The sequence below is a fragment of the Myxococcus sp. AB025B genome (genome assembly GCF_006518215.1).
In the GTDB taxonomy this organism is placed as follows: Bacteria; Myxococcota; Myxococcia; order Myxococcales; family Myxococcaceae; genus Myxococcus; species Myxococcus fulvus.
In genome coordinates this window covers 12722-30452 of sequence record NZ_SRLW01000100.1, presented here as the reverse complement: position 1 = coordinate 30452, position 17731 = coordinate 12722, and the positions used below count along the sequence as shown (strand labels likewise).

At 70.4% G+C, this 17731-nt stretch carries 16 protein-coding genes; 12 read left to right on the top strand and 4 right to left on the bottom strand.

Translation table 11 applies throughout. The features are described from left to right. The coding region (locus tag FL311_RS18500; RefSeq protein WP_141326599.1) for a PEGA domain-containing protein at window positions 1-856 on the top strand (856 nt) is incomplete at its 5' end. A 209-nt stretch (window positions 857-1065) separates the two neighbouring features. Here the strand turns inward: FL311_RS18500 and FL311_RS18495 are convergent. Both FL311_RS18495 and FL311_RS18490 read right to left on the bottom strand, forming a co-directional pair. Next, on the bottom strand, window positions 1066-2688 hold the full coding sequence (locus FL311_RS18495; RefSeq protein WP_141326597.1) for an SGNH/GDSL hydrolase family protein: 1623 nt from the start codon (window positions 2686-2688) through the stop codon (window positions 1066-1068). Between the two features lie 329 nt (window positions 2689-3017). Next, window positions 3018-3989: a YafY family protein gene (locus FL311_RS18490; protein WP_141326595.1), complete on the bottom strand. Its 972-nt coding sequence runs from the start codon at window positions 3987-3989 to the stop codon at window positions 3018-3020. 114 nt (window positions 3990-4103) lie between these two features. On the opposite strand from FL311_RS18490, the gene FL311_RS18485 reads away from it, so the two are divergent. The 11 genes from FL311_RS18485 to moaD all read left to right on the top strand — a co-directional run bounded on the left by FL311_RS18485 (window position 4104) and on the right by moaD (window position 15179). After that, window positions 4104-5063, top strand: a complete 960-nt coding sequence (locus tag FL311_RS18485; protein WP_141326593.1) for an SDR family oxidoreductase — start codon at window positions 4104-4106, stop codon at window positions 5061-5063. Window positions 5064-5216: 153 nt separating this feature from the next. Next, on the top strand, window positions 5217-6008 hold the full coding sequence (locus FL311_RS18480; RefSeq protein WP_141326591.1) for an isoprenyl transferase: 792 nt from the start codon (window positions 5217-5219) through the stop codon (window positions 6006-6008). Beyond that, complete coding sequence (locus tag FL311_RS18475) at window positions 6005-6835, top strand: phosphatidate cytidylyltransferase (protein WP_141326589.1); 831 nt, start codon at window positions 6005-6007, stop codon at window positions 6833-6835. The genes FL311_RS18480 and FL311_RS18475 overlap by 4 nt, the downstream gene beginning before the upstream one ends. Before the next feature lie 84 nt (window positions 6836-6919). After that, window positions 6920-8560, top strand: coding sequence for an RIP metalloprotease RseP (rseP, locus tag FL311_RS18470; RefSeq protein WP_141326587.1), 1641 nt, complete (start codon window positions 6920-6922; stop codon window positions 8558-8560). Window positions 8561-8567: 7 nt separating this feature from the next. Continuing rightward, a complete protein-coding gene (locus tag FL311_RS18465; protein ID WP_141326585.1) occupies window positions 8568-9059 on the top strand; it encodes a septal ring lytic transglycosylase RlpA family protein in 492 nt (163 codons plus the stop codon). 9 nt (window positions 9060-9068) lie between these two features. Further along, the gene (tsaB, locus tag FL311_RS18460; RefSeq protein ID WP_141326583.1) at window positions 9069-9803 is read left to right on the top strand and encodes a tRNA (adenosine(37)-N6)-threonylcarbamoyltransferase complex dimerization subunit type 1 TsaB; all 735 of its coding nucleotides are present in this window, start codon (window positions 9069-9071) and stop codon (window positions 9801-9803) included. Window positions 9804-9863: 60 nt separating this feature from the next. Beyond that, entirely contained in the window at window positions 9864-10892 is a 1029-nt protein-coding gene (locus FL311_RS18455; RefSeq protein WP_141326581.1) for an aspartate-semialdehyde dehydrogenase, read from the top strand. Window positions 10893-11017: 125 nt separating this feature from the next. Then, complete coding sequence (locus tag FL311_RS18450) at window positions 11018-11914, top strand: MXAN_2561 family MXYO-CTERM-anchored protein (protein ID WP_141326579.1); 897 nt, start codon at window positions 11018-11020, stop codon at window positions 11912-11914. Beyond that, on the top strand, window positions 11911-12639 hold the full coding sequence (locus tag FL311_RS18445) for an MXAN_2562 family outer membrane beta-barrel protein (RefSeq protein ID WP_141326577.1): 729 nt from the start codon (window positions 11911-11913) through the stop codon (window positions 12637-12639). The genes FL311_RS18450 and FL311_RS18445 overlap by 4 nt, the downstream gene beginning before the upstream one ends. 6 nt (window positions 12640-12645) lie before the next feature. Beyond that, entirely contained in the window at window positions 12646-14508 is a 1863-nt protein-coding gene (locus FL311_RS18440) for a PKD domain-containing protein (protein ID WP_228556939.1), read from the top strand. Then, on the top strand, window positions 14505-15179 hold the full coding sequence (gene moaD, locus FL311_RS18435; RefSeq protein ID WP_141326575.1) for a molybdopterin converting factor subunit 1: 675 nt from the start codon (window positions 14505-14507) through the stop codon (window positions 15177-15179). The genes FL311_RS18440 and moaD overlap by 4 nt, the downstream gene beginning before the upstream one ends. A gap of 8 nt (window positions 15180-15187) precedes the next feature. Here moaD and FL311_RS18430 read toward each other — a convergent pair whose 3' ends face one another. Continuing rightward, a complete protein-coding gene (locus FL311_RS18430; RefSeq protein ID WP_228556938.1) occupies window positions 15188-15856 on the bottom strand; it encodes a hypothetical protein in 669 nt (222 codons plus the stop codon). Between the two features lie 145 nt (window positions 15857-16001). Beyond that, window positions 16002-17720, bottom strand: a complete 1719-nt coding sequence (locus FL311_RS18425) for an RIP metalloprotease (protein WP_141326571.1) — start codon at window positions 17718-17720, stop codon at window positions 16002-16004. Between the last annotated feature and the right edge of the window lie 11 nt (window positions 17721-17731).

The following is a 17731-nucleotide window of genomic DNA, read 5'->3' as shown; positions in this document are numbered from 1 at the left end:
CGGGTGGAAGGCCGCGGCGCTCGCGGGGGGCGCGGAGGTGGCCCAGGGCGCCGAGGTCGAGCGGGATGCGAATGACCGCGTGCGGACGGACGCGGGGGCGTCGGATGAGGACCACATCTCCACGGGGGTGCAGGTCTCCGCGCCGATGGGCCCGGGGCGTGGGTGGTTGCTCGGAGTCATGGCGGCGGGAGGGGTGCTCGTGGTCGGTGGTGGTCTGGTGCTGGCCACGCGCGAGGAGTCTCCGAAGTTCGTGAATCCGCCGCCGCTGCCGGTCGTGACGAAGCGCGAGCCGGTGACGGCGCCTGTGCGCGAGGGCGTGGCCCAGGTCGCGAAGTCACCCGAGGTGGCGGCCCCGGTGGTTCAGGCCCCCAATGGGCAGGAGGTTCTGCCCGAGCGTGCGCAGGTCGCGCAGCCCACCGAAGCGCCTGCTGGCAATCCGGTGGAGGTCGTGAAGGGAACGGAGCCGGCGCAGGCAAAGCCTCCCAGGGTGGCGCAGGCGGGAGGAGCCAACGTGGAACCGCCGGCCGCCGTCGCTCCTCGGCCGGCGCAAGGGGCCGCGAGCCCCGTGGGGCAGAAGCCCTCGCAGATTCCCGTGTTCGAAGCGAAGCCCGCGGCCCGTGCGAAGCCTCCGGTGCGCGTGGGCAAGGGGACACTGGAGTTCCGCATCCGGCCCTATGCCGTCGTCACGCTGAATGACCAGGAATTGGGGCCGACGCCGTTCGCCCCCAAGGAAGTCCCGGCGGGAAAACACCGCATCAAGCTGCACAACCCCGAGCTCCACAAGACACAACACGTCACCGTCGAGGTGGGGGCAGGGGAGACCAAGGTCATCAAGCACAACTTCGAAGCGGAGTAGGCTCACGCCGCCGTCGGCCGGGCCTGGCGACGATGCGACGCAGAGGGCGCTGTCTATCTGTGGGTCGCCTTGAGACGCGCCCATGCATGGGGGATGGCGTCCATGCACGCGGCGCCGAGGTTGGAGAATCCCTCGTCCACGCTGTTGTCACAGTTGTTGTCCCCACCATCGCACAACTCGACAAGACGTGGGCATCATCCGAAACATGGCTATTCGGAGAATCTCTCTCCAGTGGGCGTTCGCTGAGTGGCGTCGAATCCGGGCAGGCCGGACTTCCATGCGTCACTGGTGCAGAGATTGCTATGCAGCGCCGTGCCCGCTGCGATCCGCCCAGACGTGCACTCCGCGTTAAGGATTGCGGTGAGCAGGTGACGGGCAATCGAGTCTTGTCCCCGGATATTCGGGTGCATCGCTCCGTTGAGTCCTCCGGTCATCCGGAAGGAGTCGCGAACCGTGTTGATCCAACGCACGCGGTGAGACTCATCGAGTGGGAAAAGCCCCGGAGCGCAGTACCCATGATGTCTGAACTCCTCGTCAACCCCCGTGACGAGCGTCGCTCCGAGTTCCTGCGCAAGGTTCGCTGACATCGTCTTTAGGGGAGTGGCGACACGCGCCTCAATCCGCTCAAGCTCCTCCGCCGAGATCTGCCAGACCTTCCCGATTCCCCAGGCTCCCGGCAGGAAACTGATAACCCCTTTGCGCGGAGCGCAGCTCTCCTTGAAGGTTTTCGGCGACTTTCCTTCAACTGCAGCCGAACTGTCCTTGGTGTCGGGGAGCCGCCAGAGGTTGGTCGGGTTGGGGTATTCCGTCACCAGGATAGTGGTCTCGGGGGAGCGGACGCCGATCTTTTCGAGTTGCCTCTTCAGGACACTCGCGTTGCTGACGACGCTGGCGATGCCTGGTTCGACCCGTTGCTCGATGGTCTCCTCGACGGTCTTGACGCTCCCGGTCGCCGCAGCAAGGACGATGTCTGCGAACCCGATGTCATTGCCACCTGCAGAAATAGTGAGGATTTCGGGTACCCGGTTCGCCTTCGTCAATGCGCTCTTGAGCGCCTCGACCTGAGCGGGAAGCGCTGGAGTGCGCTTCTCTGCACCGGGGTAGGGAGCCAGGAGGCCCGAATCGAGCAACGCACCAGAGCAGGTGAAAGTCAGGTGGGTCACCGAGACGTGCGGATTCGTCTTCGCGTACATCAGCGCGGCGAGTCCGGGACCCGAGAAAAGTGACCGGTGGCAGCGCCGATCGATCCACTTCTCGTCTGTCCATCGCCAGAAGAGGACCCCCGCGTACCGGCGAAGATCGGGAACACCTTCGCCTGAGGAGTAGGAGTCCCCGAGAGAGGCAATGAGTATGTCACGAGGACTGACCACCGCCGTCGCTGAGGACCCATCTGGCCGGGTGACCTCGACGCCGGTGTCTGGCGCCTTCACTTCAACGACGTGCCCGTCACATTCATCTTCAACCGGAGCGGAGCCCGCGACTTTCCACTGACACTTGCCCGTCGTGCCTGCGTTCAGCCGCACTTTCCACGAGCTGACCTGCAGGTACTCGTCTTCGTACCGCTCGTTCGCTTCATCCCAGTACGTTTCAGGAAGCCCCTCGTTGTTGATCTGCCCGCTGACTTCGTCGTAATAGAATTGAAATCGGCGAGCCAAATCCTCCGTGCTGCCTTCACCCTTTACCAAGCGGAAGCGGTCGACCACTTCCCACTGAATATCGCCATTTTGGGCGACGGGGGAGGCTGCGGCGCGAACAGACGCGGCTGAGTGTCCACAGGCACTGACGAGTGCCGCGGAACCGATGACGGCAACAAGTTGCTTCTTTCGATTCATAGAACCCTCTGGCCGGTCTTGTGATTAGCCGCAGAAGGTTAGCGGTTCGAACGTGCAGTTGGAAGAGTTGTTTGGCGAGCGGTCAGCGTGGTTGCGAACATCGCCCCTCGCCTCACTTGGAATCTCAAACCGAAACGCGCGACCGGTGGGTAGGACCGCGAGCGCAATCGCCCGGCGAACGACATGGCGCGAGGCATTGCGGGGTGCCTGTCGTGGTGGACCCTGGCCGGAATGTCGAAACCAATTGAGCCCGCCCTTTGGAAAGCCCCGGACTTGATGCTTGCTCATGTCTCCGGGAGGCTTACATGGCTCCCGGGACATCCCAGCCGTCAGCCCGCACCGTGGTGGGTTTCCAGGACCGCCTTCGCCAAGGCAATGAACCGCACTCGGAGCGCCATGGGCTCGATGACCTCGAATCCCTGGCCCACCACGCACAACTGGTCCATCGCGATGGACTCACGCTCGAAGTCGAGGGTGACTGTCTTTCGTCCGTGGGTAGCATCCCCCGTGTCGAACCGGACGCCATCCACCGGAGGGCGAATCCGCCGCAGCAGGCCTTCCGCCTCCGGCGTCAATCGCAGGGTCACCTCATACTGTGCCCGCTTCTGCGCGAAGCGCGCGCACCACTCCTTCCAGAACGCGGGCAGGTCGAACCGCGCGGGGCGCTCGAAGGTCTCCGGCCGTACCTTCACTCCATCGATGCGCGAGCCCCGGTACACCCGCGTGCCGGCCTCCGTCCCCGCGACCAGGTACCAGCGGTCCGCCTTCAGCACGAGCGCGTACGGCTCCACCTGCCGCCGCCCACGCTTCCCATCGAAGTCCCGGTACCTCAGCGACACCCGCCGGTTCTCCCACGCCGCCTCGCGCAGTTCCTCCAGATGGGGCACGGACTCCCGCTCCGCGAACCAACCCGATGCGTCCACGTGCAGCCGCTGCCTCGCGTACTCCAGCGCCGGCTGCTGCAACGCGGGCAGCGCCGCCGCCAGCTTCACCAACCCGCTGCGCAGCGGCGCGCTCAGCCCGATGTCCCCCAACCCTCCCGGCGCCGCGCTCATCGCCGCCAGCGCGTGCAGCTCCGCGCGCGTCAGGCCGGTCAGCTGCGTCTTCCAGCCCTCGAGCAGCGCCACGCCGCCTTCGGAGCCGCGCGTCGCGTACACGGGCACGCCCGAGGCAGACAGGGCGTCGAGGTCTCGATGGATGGTCCGCGCGGAGACCTGGAGCTCACGCGCCAGCTCGCCCGCTGTCAGCTTGGGGCGGGTCTGCAACAGCATCATCAGGCTGACGAGTCGGTCGGCGCGCATCTTGAGACCTCCGCCGTGAACGGTACGGAACCAACATGACAGAGGTTGTCATATTGCCCCCGTACGGTGGGCCCCATCGCCGACCACCCCGGTCGGTCCGTGAGGAGACACCCCATGAAGAAGCCACTCGAAGGCCGCATCGCCCTGGTCGCCGGCGCCACCCGAGGCGCGGGCCGCGGAATCGCCACCCGCCTGGGCGAGGCCGGCGCCACCGTCTACTGCACCGGTCGCAGCGTCCGGGGCCGACCCGCCTCGGGAGACTCCCGCCCGGAGACCCTCGAGGAGACCGCCGAGCAGGTCACAGCGCTCGGTGGCCACGGCATCCCCGTGCGCTGCGACCACACCGTGGAGGAGGAGGTCATCTCCCTGTGCGAGCGCATCCAAAAGGAGCAGGGCCGCCTGGACATCCTGGTCAACGACATCTGGGGCTGCGACCGGCTCACCCACTTCGGCCAGCCCTTCTGGAAGCAGTCCATCCCGGACGCGCGCACCATGTTGGAGCGCGCCGTGCTCACGCACGTCATCACCAGCCGCCACGCCGTCCCCCTCATGCTCCCGCGCAACCAGGGGCTCATCGTCGAAATCACCGACGGAGACCACTTCGCCTACCGGGGCCACGTCCTCTACGACGTGCTGAAGATGGCCGTCATCCGGCTCGCCTTCGCCATGTCGCGTGATTTGCGCCGCACGGGCCTCACCGCGCTCGCCGTGACGCCGGGCTTCCTGCGCTCCGAGGAGATGCTCGAGCACTTCGGCGTCACCGAGGCCAACTGGCGCGATGGCACGAAGGTCGACCCGGACTTCATCGCCTCCGAGACGCCCGCCTACGTGGGCCGCGCCGTCGCCGCGCTCGCCGCCGACCCGAACGTCGCCTCCAAGGCCGGCCGCGTCCACAGCTCCTGGGCCCTGGCCCGCGAGTACGGTTTCACCGATGTGGACGGCTCCCAGCCGCACTGGGTGGATCACTTCACTCGCACCCACGGGCTGCCTTACCCCGTCGCCGACGAGGCCCGGTACGCCACCTGGGGACAGAGCCCCATCGAGGCCCTCCGCCCGAACTGGCCCGAATCCTGAGCCCCCTCCCCGGGCTCGCGCACCTGTGCCCACATGCGCGCGAGCCCCGCGGCCGCTCACCGGGGCCGGGCGACCGACCAGGGGCCGGGGGTGACGGTTGGGCCACGCTGGCGTGGACGCGGCGCGGTGTCGCCGGTAGGGTGCGCGGCTCGAATGGAACGCCCCCTAGTGGTTTCCGCCCTCGAAAATCAGGTCAAGGCCCGGCCCATGCCGCGCCACGTGGGCATCATCATGGATGGCAACGGTCGGTGGGCGGAGTCGCGGGGTCTGGACCGACTGGAGGGGCACCGCGAGGGTAGCGCCAGTGTGCGTGAGGTGACCCGCACCGCCCGCCGCCTGGGCATCCAGGCCCTGACCCTCTACGCCTTCTCCTCGCAGAACTGGGCCCGCCCCGCCGAGGAGGTCGCGGGCCTGATGGACCTGCTGCGCGACTACCTGGAGCGCGAGCGCGCCGAGATCCTCGACAACGGCATCCGACTCAACGCGGTGGGTGACGTGGACCGGCTGCCCCGGTTCGTGAAGGATCCGCTCGAGCGGCTCATCGCCGACTCCCGCCACAACACGGGGATGGTGCTGTCGCTGGCGCTGTCCTACGGCGGCCGGGAGGAGATCCTCCGCGCCGCCCAGCGGATGGCCCAGGCCATCACCCGGGGGGAGCTGGCGGCGGACCGCGTCGAGGAGGCCGACTTCGAGTCCTTCCTCTGGACCAACGGCCTGCCGCCCCTGGACCTGATGGTGCGGACCAGCGGCGAGCTGCGCGTGTCCAACTTCCTGCTCTGGCAGATGGCGTACGCGGAGCTGTGCTTCACCGACGCGCTCTGGCCGGACTTCCGCACCGACGAGTTCCTGCGCTGCGTGTCGCAGTACCAGCAGCGTGAGCGGCGCTTCGGGTTGACGACGGCGCAGGTGAAGCGGGACGACCCCCCTCAGCGGGCCAAGGCGTGAACGACAAGAACAAGAACCTCGTCATCCGCATCGTGACGGCGCTGACGCTCCTTCCGTTGGTGCTGGTGCTGCTCTTCCTGGGGGGCGTGTGGAGCGCGGGCCTGCTCGGACTCGCCGCCGCGGCGTGCGTGGGCGAGTACTACCTCATCGTGCAGAAGCGGCTGAACGCGGCCGCGTGGGTGGGCATGGCCTTCGCGGCGGTGCTGCCCTTCCTGCCCTTGAGGGACGCGGCGCGCACGGGTGAGACGGCCTTCTGGCTCACCATCGTCTTCGCGTTCTTCGCGTGGATCTTCCACCTGTTCAAGGGCCCGCTCGCCGAGGCCCCCACGCGCACCGCCCACCTGGTCAACGGCTTCCTGTACGGCGCCGTGGGCCTCACCGCGCTGTCGGCGCTGCGCCTGCTGCCCGACCATGGCCTCGCGTGGGTCATCTGCGCGCTGACGATTACGTGGGCCAACGACACCGCCGCCTACTTCTTCGGCCGCTTCATGGGGCGCCACAAGCTCTACCCCGAGGTGAGCCCGAACAAGACGTGGGAGGGCTTCTTCGGCGGCATGCTCGGCTCGGTGGGCGGCATGTTCATCGCCCGGGGGTTCTTCTTCCCCGTCTTCACCGTATGGGACTGCATCATCCTGGGCATCGCCGGCGGCCTCTTGGGCCCCGTGGGTGACTTGTGCGAGTCGATGCTCAAGCGGGCGTACGGCGTGAAGGACTCGGGGTTCCTCATCCCGGGGCACGGTGGGGTGTTGGACCGCATCGACGCCTTGCTCTTCAACGCACCCCTGGTGTTCGTCTACGTGCAGTTCGTGCGAGGGCTCCTGCCGTAGAAGCGTGAGATTTCGCTCGGCTGGCTGGCTGGCGGCCCCGGATGTGCGTTGTCCGTCCGGGGGTACACGATTACTCTTGCCGCCATGCCCTCACTTCAGAACCTGGGGTTCTTCATCCTGCTGCTCGGCGTGCTCGTGACAGTGCACGAGCTCGGCCATTTCCTCGTGGCGAAGGCCTGCGGGGTGAAGGTCCTCAAGTTCTCCATCGGCTTCGGGCCCAAGCTCATCGGCTTCATCAAGGGTGAGACCGAGTATCAGATCGCCATCCTGCCGCTGGGCGGGTACGTGAAGATGGCGGGGGACCTGCCCCACGAGGAGCTCAGCCCGGACGAGGCGAAGCGGGGCTTCCTGGCGCAGCCGCCCTGGAAGCGGGGGCTCATCGTCCTGGCGGGGCCGGCCTTCAACCTCATCTTCCCGGTGCTGGTCTATTTCTTCGTCTTCCTGGGCCCGCACCAGGCCACGTCCACCCTGGTGGGCTTCGTGGAGCCGGGCAGCCCGGCGGAGCTGTCCGGCATGCGCCCCGGTGACCGCGTCCTGTCGGTGGAGGGCGAGTCGGTTCGCACCTTCGACGACATGCGGGAGACCTTCGTGGGGCGCTTCGAGCGGCCCATCCCCATCGTCGTGGACCGGGGCGGGCAGCCGGTGACGCTGACGGTGACGCCGAAGAAGAGCACGGAGACGTCGCCCATCGACACGGTGGAGCGGGGCCTCATCGGCGTGGCGCCGGTGTCCAAGCCGCCCTTGGTGGGCGTGCGAGCGGGCTCGCCGGCGGAGGCCGCGGGCCTGCGCACCTTCGACCGGGTGCTGAGCGTCAACGGCGTGCACGTGCCGGACGAGGCGCGGCTGTACCAGGAGCTGGGCCGGCATCCGGAGGGTGAGCCGCTGAAGCTGGTGGTGCGGCGCATGTCCACGGTGGAGGCCGGCGTGGTGACGGGCCAGGTGCCCGCCCTCGTCGAGGTGACGGTGCCCCGGCAGCCGGGCGTGGGCCTGGCGGCGGTGGGCGCGGAGGCCGCGGACACGTACGTCGCGACGGTGGCCCCTGGCAGCGTGGCGCAGAAGGCGGGCCTTGCGCCCGGAGACCTCATCGTCGCGTTCAACGGCAAGCCCGTGCAGTCGCTGCGGATGATGGAGAACGAGCTCACCGAGCTCAAGGACCAGCCCTTCACGCTGACGTGGCGCGACGCGAAGGGCGGCGAGCACACCGAGAAGCTGGCGCAGGCGCCGCTCAAGAGCGAGGACGCGATGGGGCAGGAGACCTCGCGGCTGGCGCTGGGCGCGCGCGGCTGGGCGCTGATGGACGCGGACGCGCCGAAGGTGGACGAGGTGACGGTGCACCTGGGGCCCGCCGCCGCGTTCAAGCAGGCGGCCGTCGTGGTGCCGAAGATTGTCGGGCAGATGGTGAAGGTGCTCGCGGGACTCTTCACGCGCGACGTGCCGCTGTCCTCGGTGGGCGGTCCCATCATGATGTACCAGCTGGCGGCGAAGAGCGCCGAGCAGGGGCTCGACTCGTTCCTGCACCTGATGGCCATCATCTCCATCAACCTGGGCGTGATGAACCTGCTGCCCATCCCCGTGCTGGATGGCTTCGCGCTGCTGTCCGCGGCGTGGGAGGGCATCCGCCGCCGCCCCATCCCCACGCGGGTCCGCGAGGCCGCCAACATGGTGGGCCTGGCGCTGCTCTTCCTGCTCATGCTGCTGGTCTTCACCAACGACATCACCCGCTAGAGGCCCCATGCGCGCGAGCACCGTCGTCCTCCTGCTGGCGCTGGGCTTCTCCACCGCGTGCGCCTCGCGCGCGGCGAAGCCGGACTCGCGTGACGAGGAGACCCGGACGCGCTCTGGGTCGACTCCGGGCGTGACCCGGCGCGAGCAGATGCCGCGCTCCTACCTGGGCGAGGGGCTGGCGTCCTTCTACGGCCCCGGGCTGCACGGCCGGCCCACCGCGAGCGGGGAGCGCTTCAACCAGAACGCGCTCACGGCCGCGCACAAGAAGGCGCGCTTCGGCTCCTGCATGAAGGTGGTCAACATGGAGAACGGCCGCTCCGTGCAGGTGCGCATCAACGACCGGGGGCCCTACGTCGAGGGCCGCATCATCGACGTGTCCAAGGCCGCCGCGTCCAAGCTGGGGATGCTGGACAAGGGCGTGGTGCGCGTGCGGCTGTATCGCTGCCCCGATGACACCGTGTCGGAGATTCCCCAAGCAATGTGGGCCGCGCCGGTGTAGGGAGCGCCCATGTTCCTCGCGCTGGACACCTCCACGCTGACGATGTCGCTCGCCCTGGTGGAGCGGGGGCCGGACGGCGTGCGCGTCGTGGAGCACCAGGTGGTGCGTCCGCCCATCAAACAGAGCGAGGCCCTGCCCGGCGTGGTGGGGGAGCTGCTCGCGCGCCACGACGTGAAGCTCGCGGCGCTAGAGGGGCTGGTGGTGGGCCTGGGGCCCGGCTCGTTCACGGGCCTGCGCATCGGCCTGGCCACGGTGAAGTCGCTGGCGTACGCGGCGGGCCTCAAGGTCGCGGGCGCGTCGTCGCTGGCGGCGGTGGCGATGGAGGGGCCCGAGGACGTGCCGCTCCACGTGCTGGCCGTGGCGCGCAAGGATGACTTGTACCTGGGCGCCTACGTGCGGCGCGGCGGGACGGTGGAGGCGCTGGAGCCGGAGACCGCCATGTCGCCCCAGGAGGTGGCCCAGCGCATGGCCGCCGAGCCCCGCGCGGTGGCGCTGGGGCCCGCGCTGGTGGACTACCGCGCGGCGCTCGAGTCCCACGGCGTGGCGCCCGAGCGGCTCCTGTCCGGGCATGACTTCCCGTCGGCGGTGGAGCTGGTGCGGCTTGCCCGCATGCCGGAGACCTTCTCGCTGGAGGCGCTCTTCTCCATGGAGCCGCACTACGTGCGCGCCTCCGAGCCGGAGCGCAATCCGAAGTTCCCTCCGCTGCCGGGGCCCGTGCCCACGGCGCGGCTGAAGGACGACTGAGGCACTCCTTCCGGGACGCGCCTTGCGCCTGGAGGAGTCCCGCACGCACGAGGACGCGTCATGAAGAACGACTTGCAGATTGCCGTGGTGGGTGCCACCGGCGTGGTGGGCCGCGAGGTGCTGGCCGCGTTGTATGCGCGTGACGTGCCCGCCGAGCAGGTGCGCGCCTTCGGCTCCGAGCGCTCGAAGGGCCTGGAGGTGGAGTACGGCGAGGACTCCATCGAGGTGGAGCGCGCCGCGCCGGACGTCTTCCGCGGCGTGGGGCTGGTGCTGCTGGCCACGCCCGCGGAGGTGTCGCGCACGCTGGCGCCCGCGGCGCAGGCCTCCGGCGCGTGGGTGGTGGACATCAGCTCCGCCTTCCGGAGCGACGGCAACGTGCCCCTGGTGCTGCCGGGCTTCAACACGGAGGCGCTGGCGCAGGTGACGAAGGGGCGGGTGGTGTGCCTGCCGGGCGCCGTCACCACCGCGGCGGTGCACGTGGTGGAGCCCTTGCGCCGGGCCTTCGGCGTGGTGCGCGCGCAGGTGACGGCGATGATGGGGGTGTCCAGCGCGGGCGTGCGCGGCGTGGCGGAGCTGGAGAAGCAGACCGCGGACCTGTTGTCCGGGCGCGAGCCGGAGCCGCACGCGTTCCCCCACCGCGTGGGCTTCAACCTGGTGCCGCAGGTGGGCGGCTTCATGGTGAACTCGCCCTGGACGGAGGAGGAGGCGGGCTGGACGCTGGAGGCCGCGCGCCTGTTCGCGTCCCGGGGCGAGGCGCCGGTGCTGGCCGGCACCGCGGTGCAGGTGCCCAGCTTCTACGGCCACGGCCTGTCGCTCCACGTGCAGCTCAAGAAGGCGGGCCCGGTGGAGCAGGTGCGCGCCGCGCTCAAGACGTCCCCGGCCCTCAAGGTGCTGGACGCCCCTGGCGAGCGCATCTACCCCATGCCCATGCTCGTCACGTCGGACCCCACGGTGCACGTGGGCCGGGTGCGCGCCTTCCCCCAGGCCCCCGAGTGGGTGACGCTCTTCGCCGCGGTGGACAACGCCACCCGGGGCGCCGCCCTCAACCTGGTGGAGGCCGGCCTGAAGCTCGTCGAGCGTCCCGTCTGACAAATTGGCACGGCCGTGGGGGCCGTCCTGCCTGTTTGGCGCGCCAGGTCGGCTCGAAACGTCCGAAAAAGGGCCTGTCGGAAGGCGTTGTGTGTGGCCCCCCGCTTGCTAGCGTCCGGCTACCCATGCGCCTCACACTCGCCTTGCTTTTGCTCTCCGCGTCGACCGCCCTGGGGCAGACCGTGACCTTCTCGGTCTCGGGAAGCCAGGGCAACGAAATCGTCGTCTCCAAGGCCGACTGCGCCAAGGTCACCCAGGTCACCTGGCAACGTCAGGCGACCAACCAGTGCGACACGCTCTACATCTGGCTGTCCCCGGACACGTGCTCGGACACACCGAGCTCGAGCGAGGTGACGCTGGAGGAGATCGAGCGGTCCTCGTCGGTGACGACGGGCACGGTGAGCCTGAACGTCAGCGAGGCGCTCACCAAGGCGGGGCAGACGTGCGAGGCCCAGACGGAGAACAAGAGCTTCAAGCTGTGCGCGTCCGTGCGGCCGTTCAACAGCACCGGGACGACGTGCGAGGCGACCGCGACGAGCGTGGGCACGCCGGCCATCACCCTGACCTTGGACCCCAAGCCTCCCGCGGCGCCCATCCTGCCGACGGTGACGGGCCTGGACACCGCGCTGAGCGTGGAGGTGACGGCGCCGAGCGACTCGTCGCAGATGAAGGTGGAGGTGGTGGCGTTGGTGGCGGGTGAGGATGGTGGCAGTGCCACGCCGGGGGACGTGGTGCGCTCCAAGGAGCAGGTGTCGTCGAACACGCTGTTCCGCATGGACAACCTGGAGAACGGCGTGGAGTACGGCGTGCGGGTGTTCGCGCTGGACAAGGCGGGCAACCAGAGCGAGCCGTCGCCGCTGGCGACGGGGACTCCCATCGCGAGCAACGGCTTCTGGGCGGCGTACCGGGGCGCGCAGGGCGCGGAGACGGGCGGGTGTGGGGCCGGAGGTGGCGGACTTGCCGTGGGCGCCGTGGTGGCGGCCCTGGGCTTCTGGACGGTGTCGAGGAGGAAGCAGTCATGAGTCGGGCATGGGGCCTGGGTGTGGCCGTGGCGTTCGCCGCGCTGCCCGCGTGGGCGCAGGACGTAGGCGTGGTGTCTCCGGATCTGGTCGAGTCCCCCCGCACCGGCGGCATCATCTTCCGCCTGGGGGGCTACAAGCCGCTCATCGATGAGGAGAAGGGCCTGGGCGGCACGCCCTACAAGGACACCTTCGGCGACTCGTCGCTGCTGCTCGTGGAGCTGGAGTTCCAGCGCTACTTCTACCAGGGCATCGGCACCGCGGGCGTCGGCGTGTCGGCGGGCTACGGCGAGAAGTACGCCGCGGCGAAGCTGGCGGACGGCGGTGGAGACGCGGCGGAGCGCACGGCCATCAAGGTGGTGCCGCTCGCGTTCAACCTCTTCTACAAGTTCGACTACGCGGCCTTCGAGTGGGGCATCCCGCTGGTGCCGTACGGCAAGCTGGGCCTCATCTACTCGCCCTGGTGGGTGACGAAGGGCAGCGACACCGAGGTCTCCGGCGGCGTCACCGGCAAGGGCGGCAAGTGGGGCTGGGGCGGCACAGCGGGCCTGGCGTTCCTGCTGGACGTGCTGCAGCCGCGCTTCGCTCGCGACTTCGACTCGGGGCTGGGGGTGAACCACAGCTACCTGTTCGCCGAGTACACCTACGCGGATGTGGACGATTTCGGAGGGAAGGGGCTGAACTTGTCCAGCCGGCGCTGGATGTTCGGACTCGCGCTGGACTATTAGCGGCTCATGCCGCACTCCCCGCGCTCCGTCCGTCGGTCCGTCACGCTGTTCCTCCTGTTGACCGCCGTGGGCCTGACGGGCCCCGGCTGTCGGCGCGCGGTGCGCACGGACCTGGGGGCGGACCGCACGGTGGAGGCGGGCGTGCCCGTGACGCTGGGCTCCGGGGAGAAGGGCGCGCAGGCCCTCTCCTGGGACGTCGGCGACGGCACTCCCGCCAAGCAGGGCGCCCAGCTGTCGCACGCCTTCGCGCGTCCCGGCGCGTACACCGTGCGCGCGCTGCACGAGGGGCAGGAGGTGGGGCGCGTGCGGCTCACCGTGGTGCCGCGCCCGTTGCTGCGCGCGGTGCCGGCAGACGCGCAGACGGTGCTGTGGATGCCCCGGCTCCAGGGCAACGTGGAGCCGCTGGTGGACTTCCACGAGCGACTCATCGGCCCCGAGGAGGCGGAGGAGGCGCTGCGCGAGGCGCCCCTGGTGTCGCTGGTGTTGCAGAGCCTGACGCAGGGCTCGAGCGTCGTGGACCCCGAGGAGGGCTTCGGCCTGTTCATCCTGCCGGAGTTCGACGGCGTGGTGGCGGTGCTGGGCATCACGGAGCCCGACGCGGCGATGTCCACGGTGGCGAGCGAGCTGGAGAGCTCCGGCCACCAGGTGATGCCCACCGACGATGGCGCCATGCGCGTGGTGCCGCGGGATGGCAGCGAGCCGATGCTGCTGTTCGTCGACCGGGGCTACCTGTACCTGGCGATTCCCGACGGGCCGGAGGCGGAGGACGACGAGGAGGGGGAGGAGGGCCTGCCGCTGGAGGTGCTCGCGGTGGAGCCGCCGCGGCCGGCCGTCGCGGACGTGCAGCTGGTGCGTCGGGCGGTGACGGAGCTGACGGGGCCCGGGATGTCCGAGGTGGCGCTGCTCAACGAGCTGCGTCCCAAGGTGGGCGAGGGGAATGTCTACCTGTACACGGGTGCGCCGAGGCTCGACGAGGGCGAGGAGGAGGGGCCGGTGCGGGGCTTCTTCGCCTCGATGACGGTGCGCCCCGAGCACGTGGCGCTGGATGGGTTCCTGTCGTCCACGCGGCCGCTGTTGCAGGGGGCGAGCGCGCCTCCGTCCGCGCTGATGGCGGAGAGCGGGCTGGGGCCGGTGGCCGCCGCGCAGCTCTCCGTGCCTCCCGAGGAGCTGGCGAAGCTGGCGTTCGGCGCGCCGGGCTCGCCGCGTCGCGAGCGGATGGTGGAGCGGTGGCGCGCGCGTGGACTGGACGCGGAGGCGCTGTTGAAGGCGCTGCGTGGTGACGTCGCGATGCTGGTGTACTTCGATGCACCGGGCTTCCTGCGGAACTTCGTGCGCAACCAGCGGCCCGAGCCCCGGGGCACCGTCCTCATCGACGCGGGCCTCACCTCCGTGGAGCCCGTGCTGCGGCTGCTCGATGAGCGCGCGCAGGGCTCGTCGCTGCGCTTCGCGATGGAGAAGATTCCCGGCGGCCGGCTCTACAAGACGCTCCTGTGGGGGCAGCCGGTGCAGCTGCGCATCGGCCCCGAGCGCGCCACGTTGATCGCCGGTGAGCCTTTGGAGGGACGTCCTCGCGGCGATGTCGGCAAGTCGCTGCGCGAGCGCTTCGGCGGTGAGGCGTTCGGCGCGGGGCACCTGTCGGTGATGGCGGACCTGGGGCGGCTGCGCGCGGAGCTGGATGCGCAGGAGTCGCTGCCGGGCGTGCCCGCGGAGCGACTGGCGTCGGCGCAGGCGCTCATCAAGGCGGTGCTGGAGGGCTTCACGCCGCTGGACTCGGGCTTCCTGGACTTCTCGCTGGCCGAGGGCGGCGCGCGGCTGAAGGGGAGTCTGCGATTGAGGGAGAACGCTCGCGCGGGACAGGAGTGGAAGTGAGTCCGGGCGGCGCGGTCACCGTGCTGTACTTCGCCGCCGCGAGGGAGCGCGCGGGGACGGCCCGGGAGCGCGTGGAGGTGCCCGAGGGCGCGACGGTGGGGGTGGTCCTCCAACTGCTCGCGGCGGCGCATCCGGGGCTCGCGCCGTTGCTGCCGCACCTGCGCGTGGCGGTGGACCAGGAGTTCGTGGGCGCGGAGGCGCCAGTGCGCGCGGGCGCGGAGGTGGCGTTGATTCCTCCCGTGGCGGGTGGCTCTCCGGGGCTGTTCCGCGTGGTGGAGCGGCCGCTGCGGTTGGCGGAGGTGGTGGAGGCGGTGGGAGGCGAGGCGTACGGCGGGCTCGTCACCTTCAGCGGCTCGGTGCGCGACGCGACGAAGGGGCGGCGCGTGTTGCGGCTGGAGTACGAGGCCTACGCGCCGATGGCCGAGAAGAAGCTGGCGGAGATTGGCGCGGAGGCCGCGACGTCATGGCCGGGCGTGCGGCTGGCCATCGTGCACCGCGTGGGCGTGCTGGTGCCGGGGGAGCTGGCGGTGGTCATCGCCGCCGCGGCGCCGCATCGCAAGGAGGCCTTCCGGGGCTGTGAGCACGCCATCGAACGGCTCAAGCAGGACGTGCCCATCTGGAAGAAGGAGTTCTTCGAGGATGGGGAGGTGTGGGTCGGCCTGGGGCCGTGAGGCCTTTGTCAGCGCATCCGGAAGCTGGCGGGGATGTTGACCTCGGGGCCCGCGTCCGCCGCTTGCTGCTGCTCGCGCTCCGCGTCGGTGATGGGGCGCATGGGCGTGTCCAGGCCCATGGCCTTGCGGCGCGCGGCCTCCTTCTCGGCGGCGAGTTGGAGGGCGCGGGCGTTGGACTCGGCGGCGCGCTCGGGCGTGGGGCCCGCGATGAGGAAGCCCACGGGCAGGCTCAGGAAGAGCAGGCCGACGATGGCGAGCCAGCCCATGTCCTTCCACTGGAGGGGGCCGACGCGCTCCTTCACGACGGAGGCCTGGACGAGCAGGGACAGCTGTCCCTCGGTGAGGCGCAGCGTCATGCCGTCCGAGAGCGTCACGGAGGCGCGGCCCTGGTCCTGGACGAGCTGGGAGCCGGGGAGGGCGGCGAAGGCGTCTCCGCGCTGCTTGTGCTCGACCTGGACCTTGGGGGGCAGGTGGATGCGCCAGCCGCGCTCGGTGCGCTCGGCCATGAGGAACGGCTCTTCCGGGAGGGTGAAGCCGTAGAGGGGCAGGGGCGCCTTCTCGTCCGGCGCGGCGTGGACCCGCGTCTGCTCGCGCCCGTAGCTCCAGGCCTCGGCCAGGTTCTCGCCCCAGTACAGCTCGAAGTACAGCCCGCCGTCCGCCTTGGCCTTGGTGCTCATCTCGCGCGTAAGCATATGCGTCCCGCCGCCTGTCGGCCGCATCATCGGGGCCGGAAGCCCACAGGTGGACAGGAAGCGTCCGCCCGCTTGCCCGACAACCAGGGGAGGCTCGCGGTTCCCCGCGCGGGTTCCGGGGCAGGGGATTTCAGGCTGTCGTCCTGCCCATCACCGAGGGACCGCCGGAGGAGGGGGCGTCCTTCGTTCCGGACTCGGCGGGTGGCGGAGGTGGCGTCGTGGGTGGAGGGCTCGCGGGAGGAGGCGCGGACGATGGGCTCGCCGCGGGTGTTTGTGCGTCCGCGCCGTGTGGCGCAGGCGTGGTCGTCGGAAGGCCCGACGGCGCACCTGCTGGCGTCGCGCTGTTCGCGGGTGTGTCCGTCGCCCCGGCTGTCGTGGCGGGCGTTGCCGCGGCTCCCACGTTCGTGGTCGTCGCGGAGCCCGTGGGTGGCGGCGCGCTCGTCGTGGGGGATGCGCCCCCTCCGTTGCTCCCGGCTGGATTGAGCGCGCTCGCCGCTCCAGAGGCGGGGACCGTCACGCCGCGCGAGTCAACTCCCGCCGGTGCGCCTGTCACTGGCGTTGGCGCAGCGGGTGCTGCCTTGGTCCCTGTCGCAGCCGTTGCTCCGGAGCCGGCGACAGGCGGAGCCACAGGTCCTCCAGGGCCCGTGCCGCCCGGTGTCGCGGTCGTGGGACGCGCCGTTCCCGCGGGGGCGCCGCTGCCGGGTGCCGTCGCTCCCGCGGACGCTCCGATGGGAGGTGCACTCGCGCCCGTCGTGGGGGGCGCTCCGGCCGTGGTGCCACCGGCCCCCGTCGTCGCGGGTGACGCGGACTCCGACTTGAACCGCTCGGGGAGCGCCCCGCGAATCTCCGCGAACGCCACCGCGACGATGACCGTCGCGCTCGCGAGGAACCCCACCGTCTGCGCCACCGTCTCCACGCGAGGCGGCAGCTTGCGGCCACTCACCGCCTCCACCAGCAACAGCACGACGCGCCCGCCATCCAGCCCCGGAATCGGCAGCAACGTCAGCAGCGCGAGCGCCAGCGACGCGGCCACCAGCGCCCGCAGCACCGAGTCCAGCCCCGACGACGCCGCATCGGACGACTCCTGCCGCACCAGCGCCCCGGGGCCCGTCGGTCCACCCCGCGCCTGTTCTCCCTTCGCCAGCCGCGTGAACATCGTCACGCCCTCGGCCGCGAGGTTCATCGTGTGCACCGTCGCGTGCCTCAGCGCGTCGCCCGGCGCATGCGTGCGGTACACGTACTGCTGGCTCACGCCGATGCGTCCCTCGCCACGCTCGTCCGCGCGCGGTCGCACCGTCACCGTGCGCTGCTCGCCGTGGCGGTCCACCCGCAGCTCCAGCGTGCTGCCCACGCCCACCGCCACTTTCTCCACGAACTCCGTCCAGTTGCGCAGCGCCTGCCCGTTCACCGAGTTGATGCGGTCCCCGGGCAGCAACTGCGCCCGCGCCGCTTCCGAGCCCGGCCGCACCGTGCCCACCGTCAGCGGCACCACCACGTGCGTCCCCGACGTGTAGAGCGCGAACAGCACGCCCAGCGCGAACAGGTAGTTGGACAGCGGCCCCGCCAGGATGATGAGCGCGCGCCGCAGGGGCCCCAGCGTCCGGAAGCTCGCGGCCTCCGCGACCTCCGAGCGGTGGGGATTCATCCCCTGGATGTGCACCGTGGCGCCCAGCGGCACCGCGCCCACGACGAACTGCGTCCCCCCCAGCCGGAAGGACGCCATGGGCGGACCGAAGCCGAACACGAAGCGAGGCACCCGCACCCCGAGCAGCCGCGCGGCGACGAGGTGCCCCAGCTCATGCAGGGCCAACAGCCCTCCGAGGGCCAGCAAAACGAGCGCGTAGTGCATCCTGGACGGCG

What these genes read in the sequence shown, in the direction of transcription:
- FL311_RS18495 (WP_141326597.1), bottom strand. Translation starts at nt 2,688, where the DNA reads ATGAATCGAAAGAAGCAACTTGTTGCCGTCATCGGTTCCGCGGCACTC.
- FL311_RS18490 (WP_141326595.1), bottom strand. Translation starts at nt 3,989, where the DNA reads ATGCGCGCCGACCGACTCGTCAGCCTGATGATGCTGTTGCAGACCCGC.
- FL311_RS18485 (WP_141326593.1), top strand. Translation starts at nt 4,104, where the DNA reads ATGAAGAAGCCACTCGAAGGCCGCATCGCCCTGGTCGCCGGCGCCACC.
- FL311_RS18480 (WP_141326591.1), top strand. Translation starts at nt 5,217, where the DNA reads ATGGAACGCCCCCTAGTGGTTTCCGCCCTCGAAAATCAGGTCAAGGCC.
- rseP (WP_141326587.1), top strand. Translation starts at nt 6,920, where the DNA reads ATGCCCTCACTTCAGAACCTGGGGTTCTTCATCCTGCTGCTCGGCGTG.
- FL311_RS18465 (WP_141326585.1), top strand. Translation starts at nt 8,568, where the DNA reads ATGCGCGCGAGCACCGTCGTCCTCCTGCTGGCGCTGGGCTTCTCCACC.
- tsaB (WP_141326583.1), top strand. Translation starts at nt 9,069, where the DNA reads ATGTTCCTCGCGCTGGACACCTCCACGCTGACGATGTCGCTCGCCCTG.
- FL311_RS18455 (WP_141326581.1), top strand. Translation starts at nt 9,864, where the DNA reads ATGAAGAACGACTTGCAGATTGCCGTGGTGGGTGCCACCGGCGTGGTG.
- FL311_RS18450 (WP_141326579.1), top strand. Translation starts at nt 11,018, where the DNA reads ATGCGCCTCACACTCGCCTTGCTTTTGCTCTCCGCGTCGACCGCCCTG.
- FL311_RS18445 (WP_141326577.1), top strand. Translation starts at nt 11,911, where the DNA reads ATGAGTCGGGCATGGGGCCTGGGTGTGGCCGTGGCGTTCGCCGCGCTG.
- FL311_RS18440 (WP_228556939.1), top strand. Translation starts at nt 12,646, where the DNA reads ATGCCGCACTCCCCGCGCTCCGTCCGTCGGTCCGTCACGCTGTTCCTC.
- FL311_RS18430 (WP_228556938.1), bottom strand. Translation starts at nt 15,856, where the DNA reads ATGAGCACCAAGGCCAAGGCGGACGGCGGGCTGTACTTCGAGCTGTAC.
- FL311_RS18425 (WP_141326571.1), bottom strand. Translation starts at nt 17,720, where the DNA reads ATGCACTACGCGCTCGTTTTGCTGGCCCTCGGAGGGCTGTTGGCCCTG.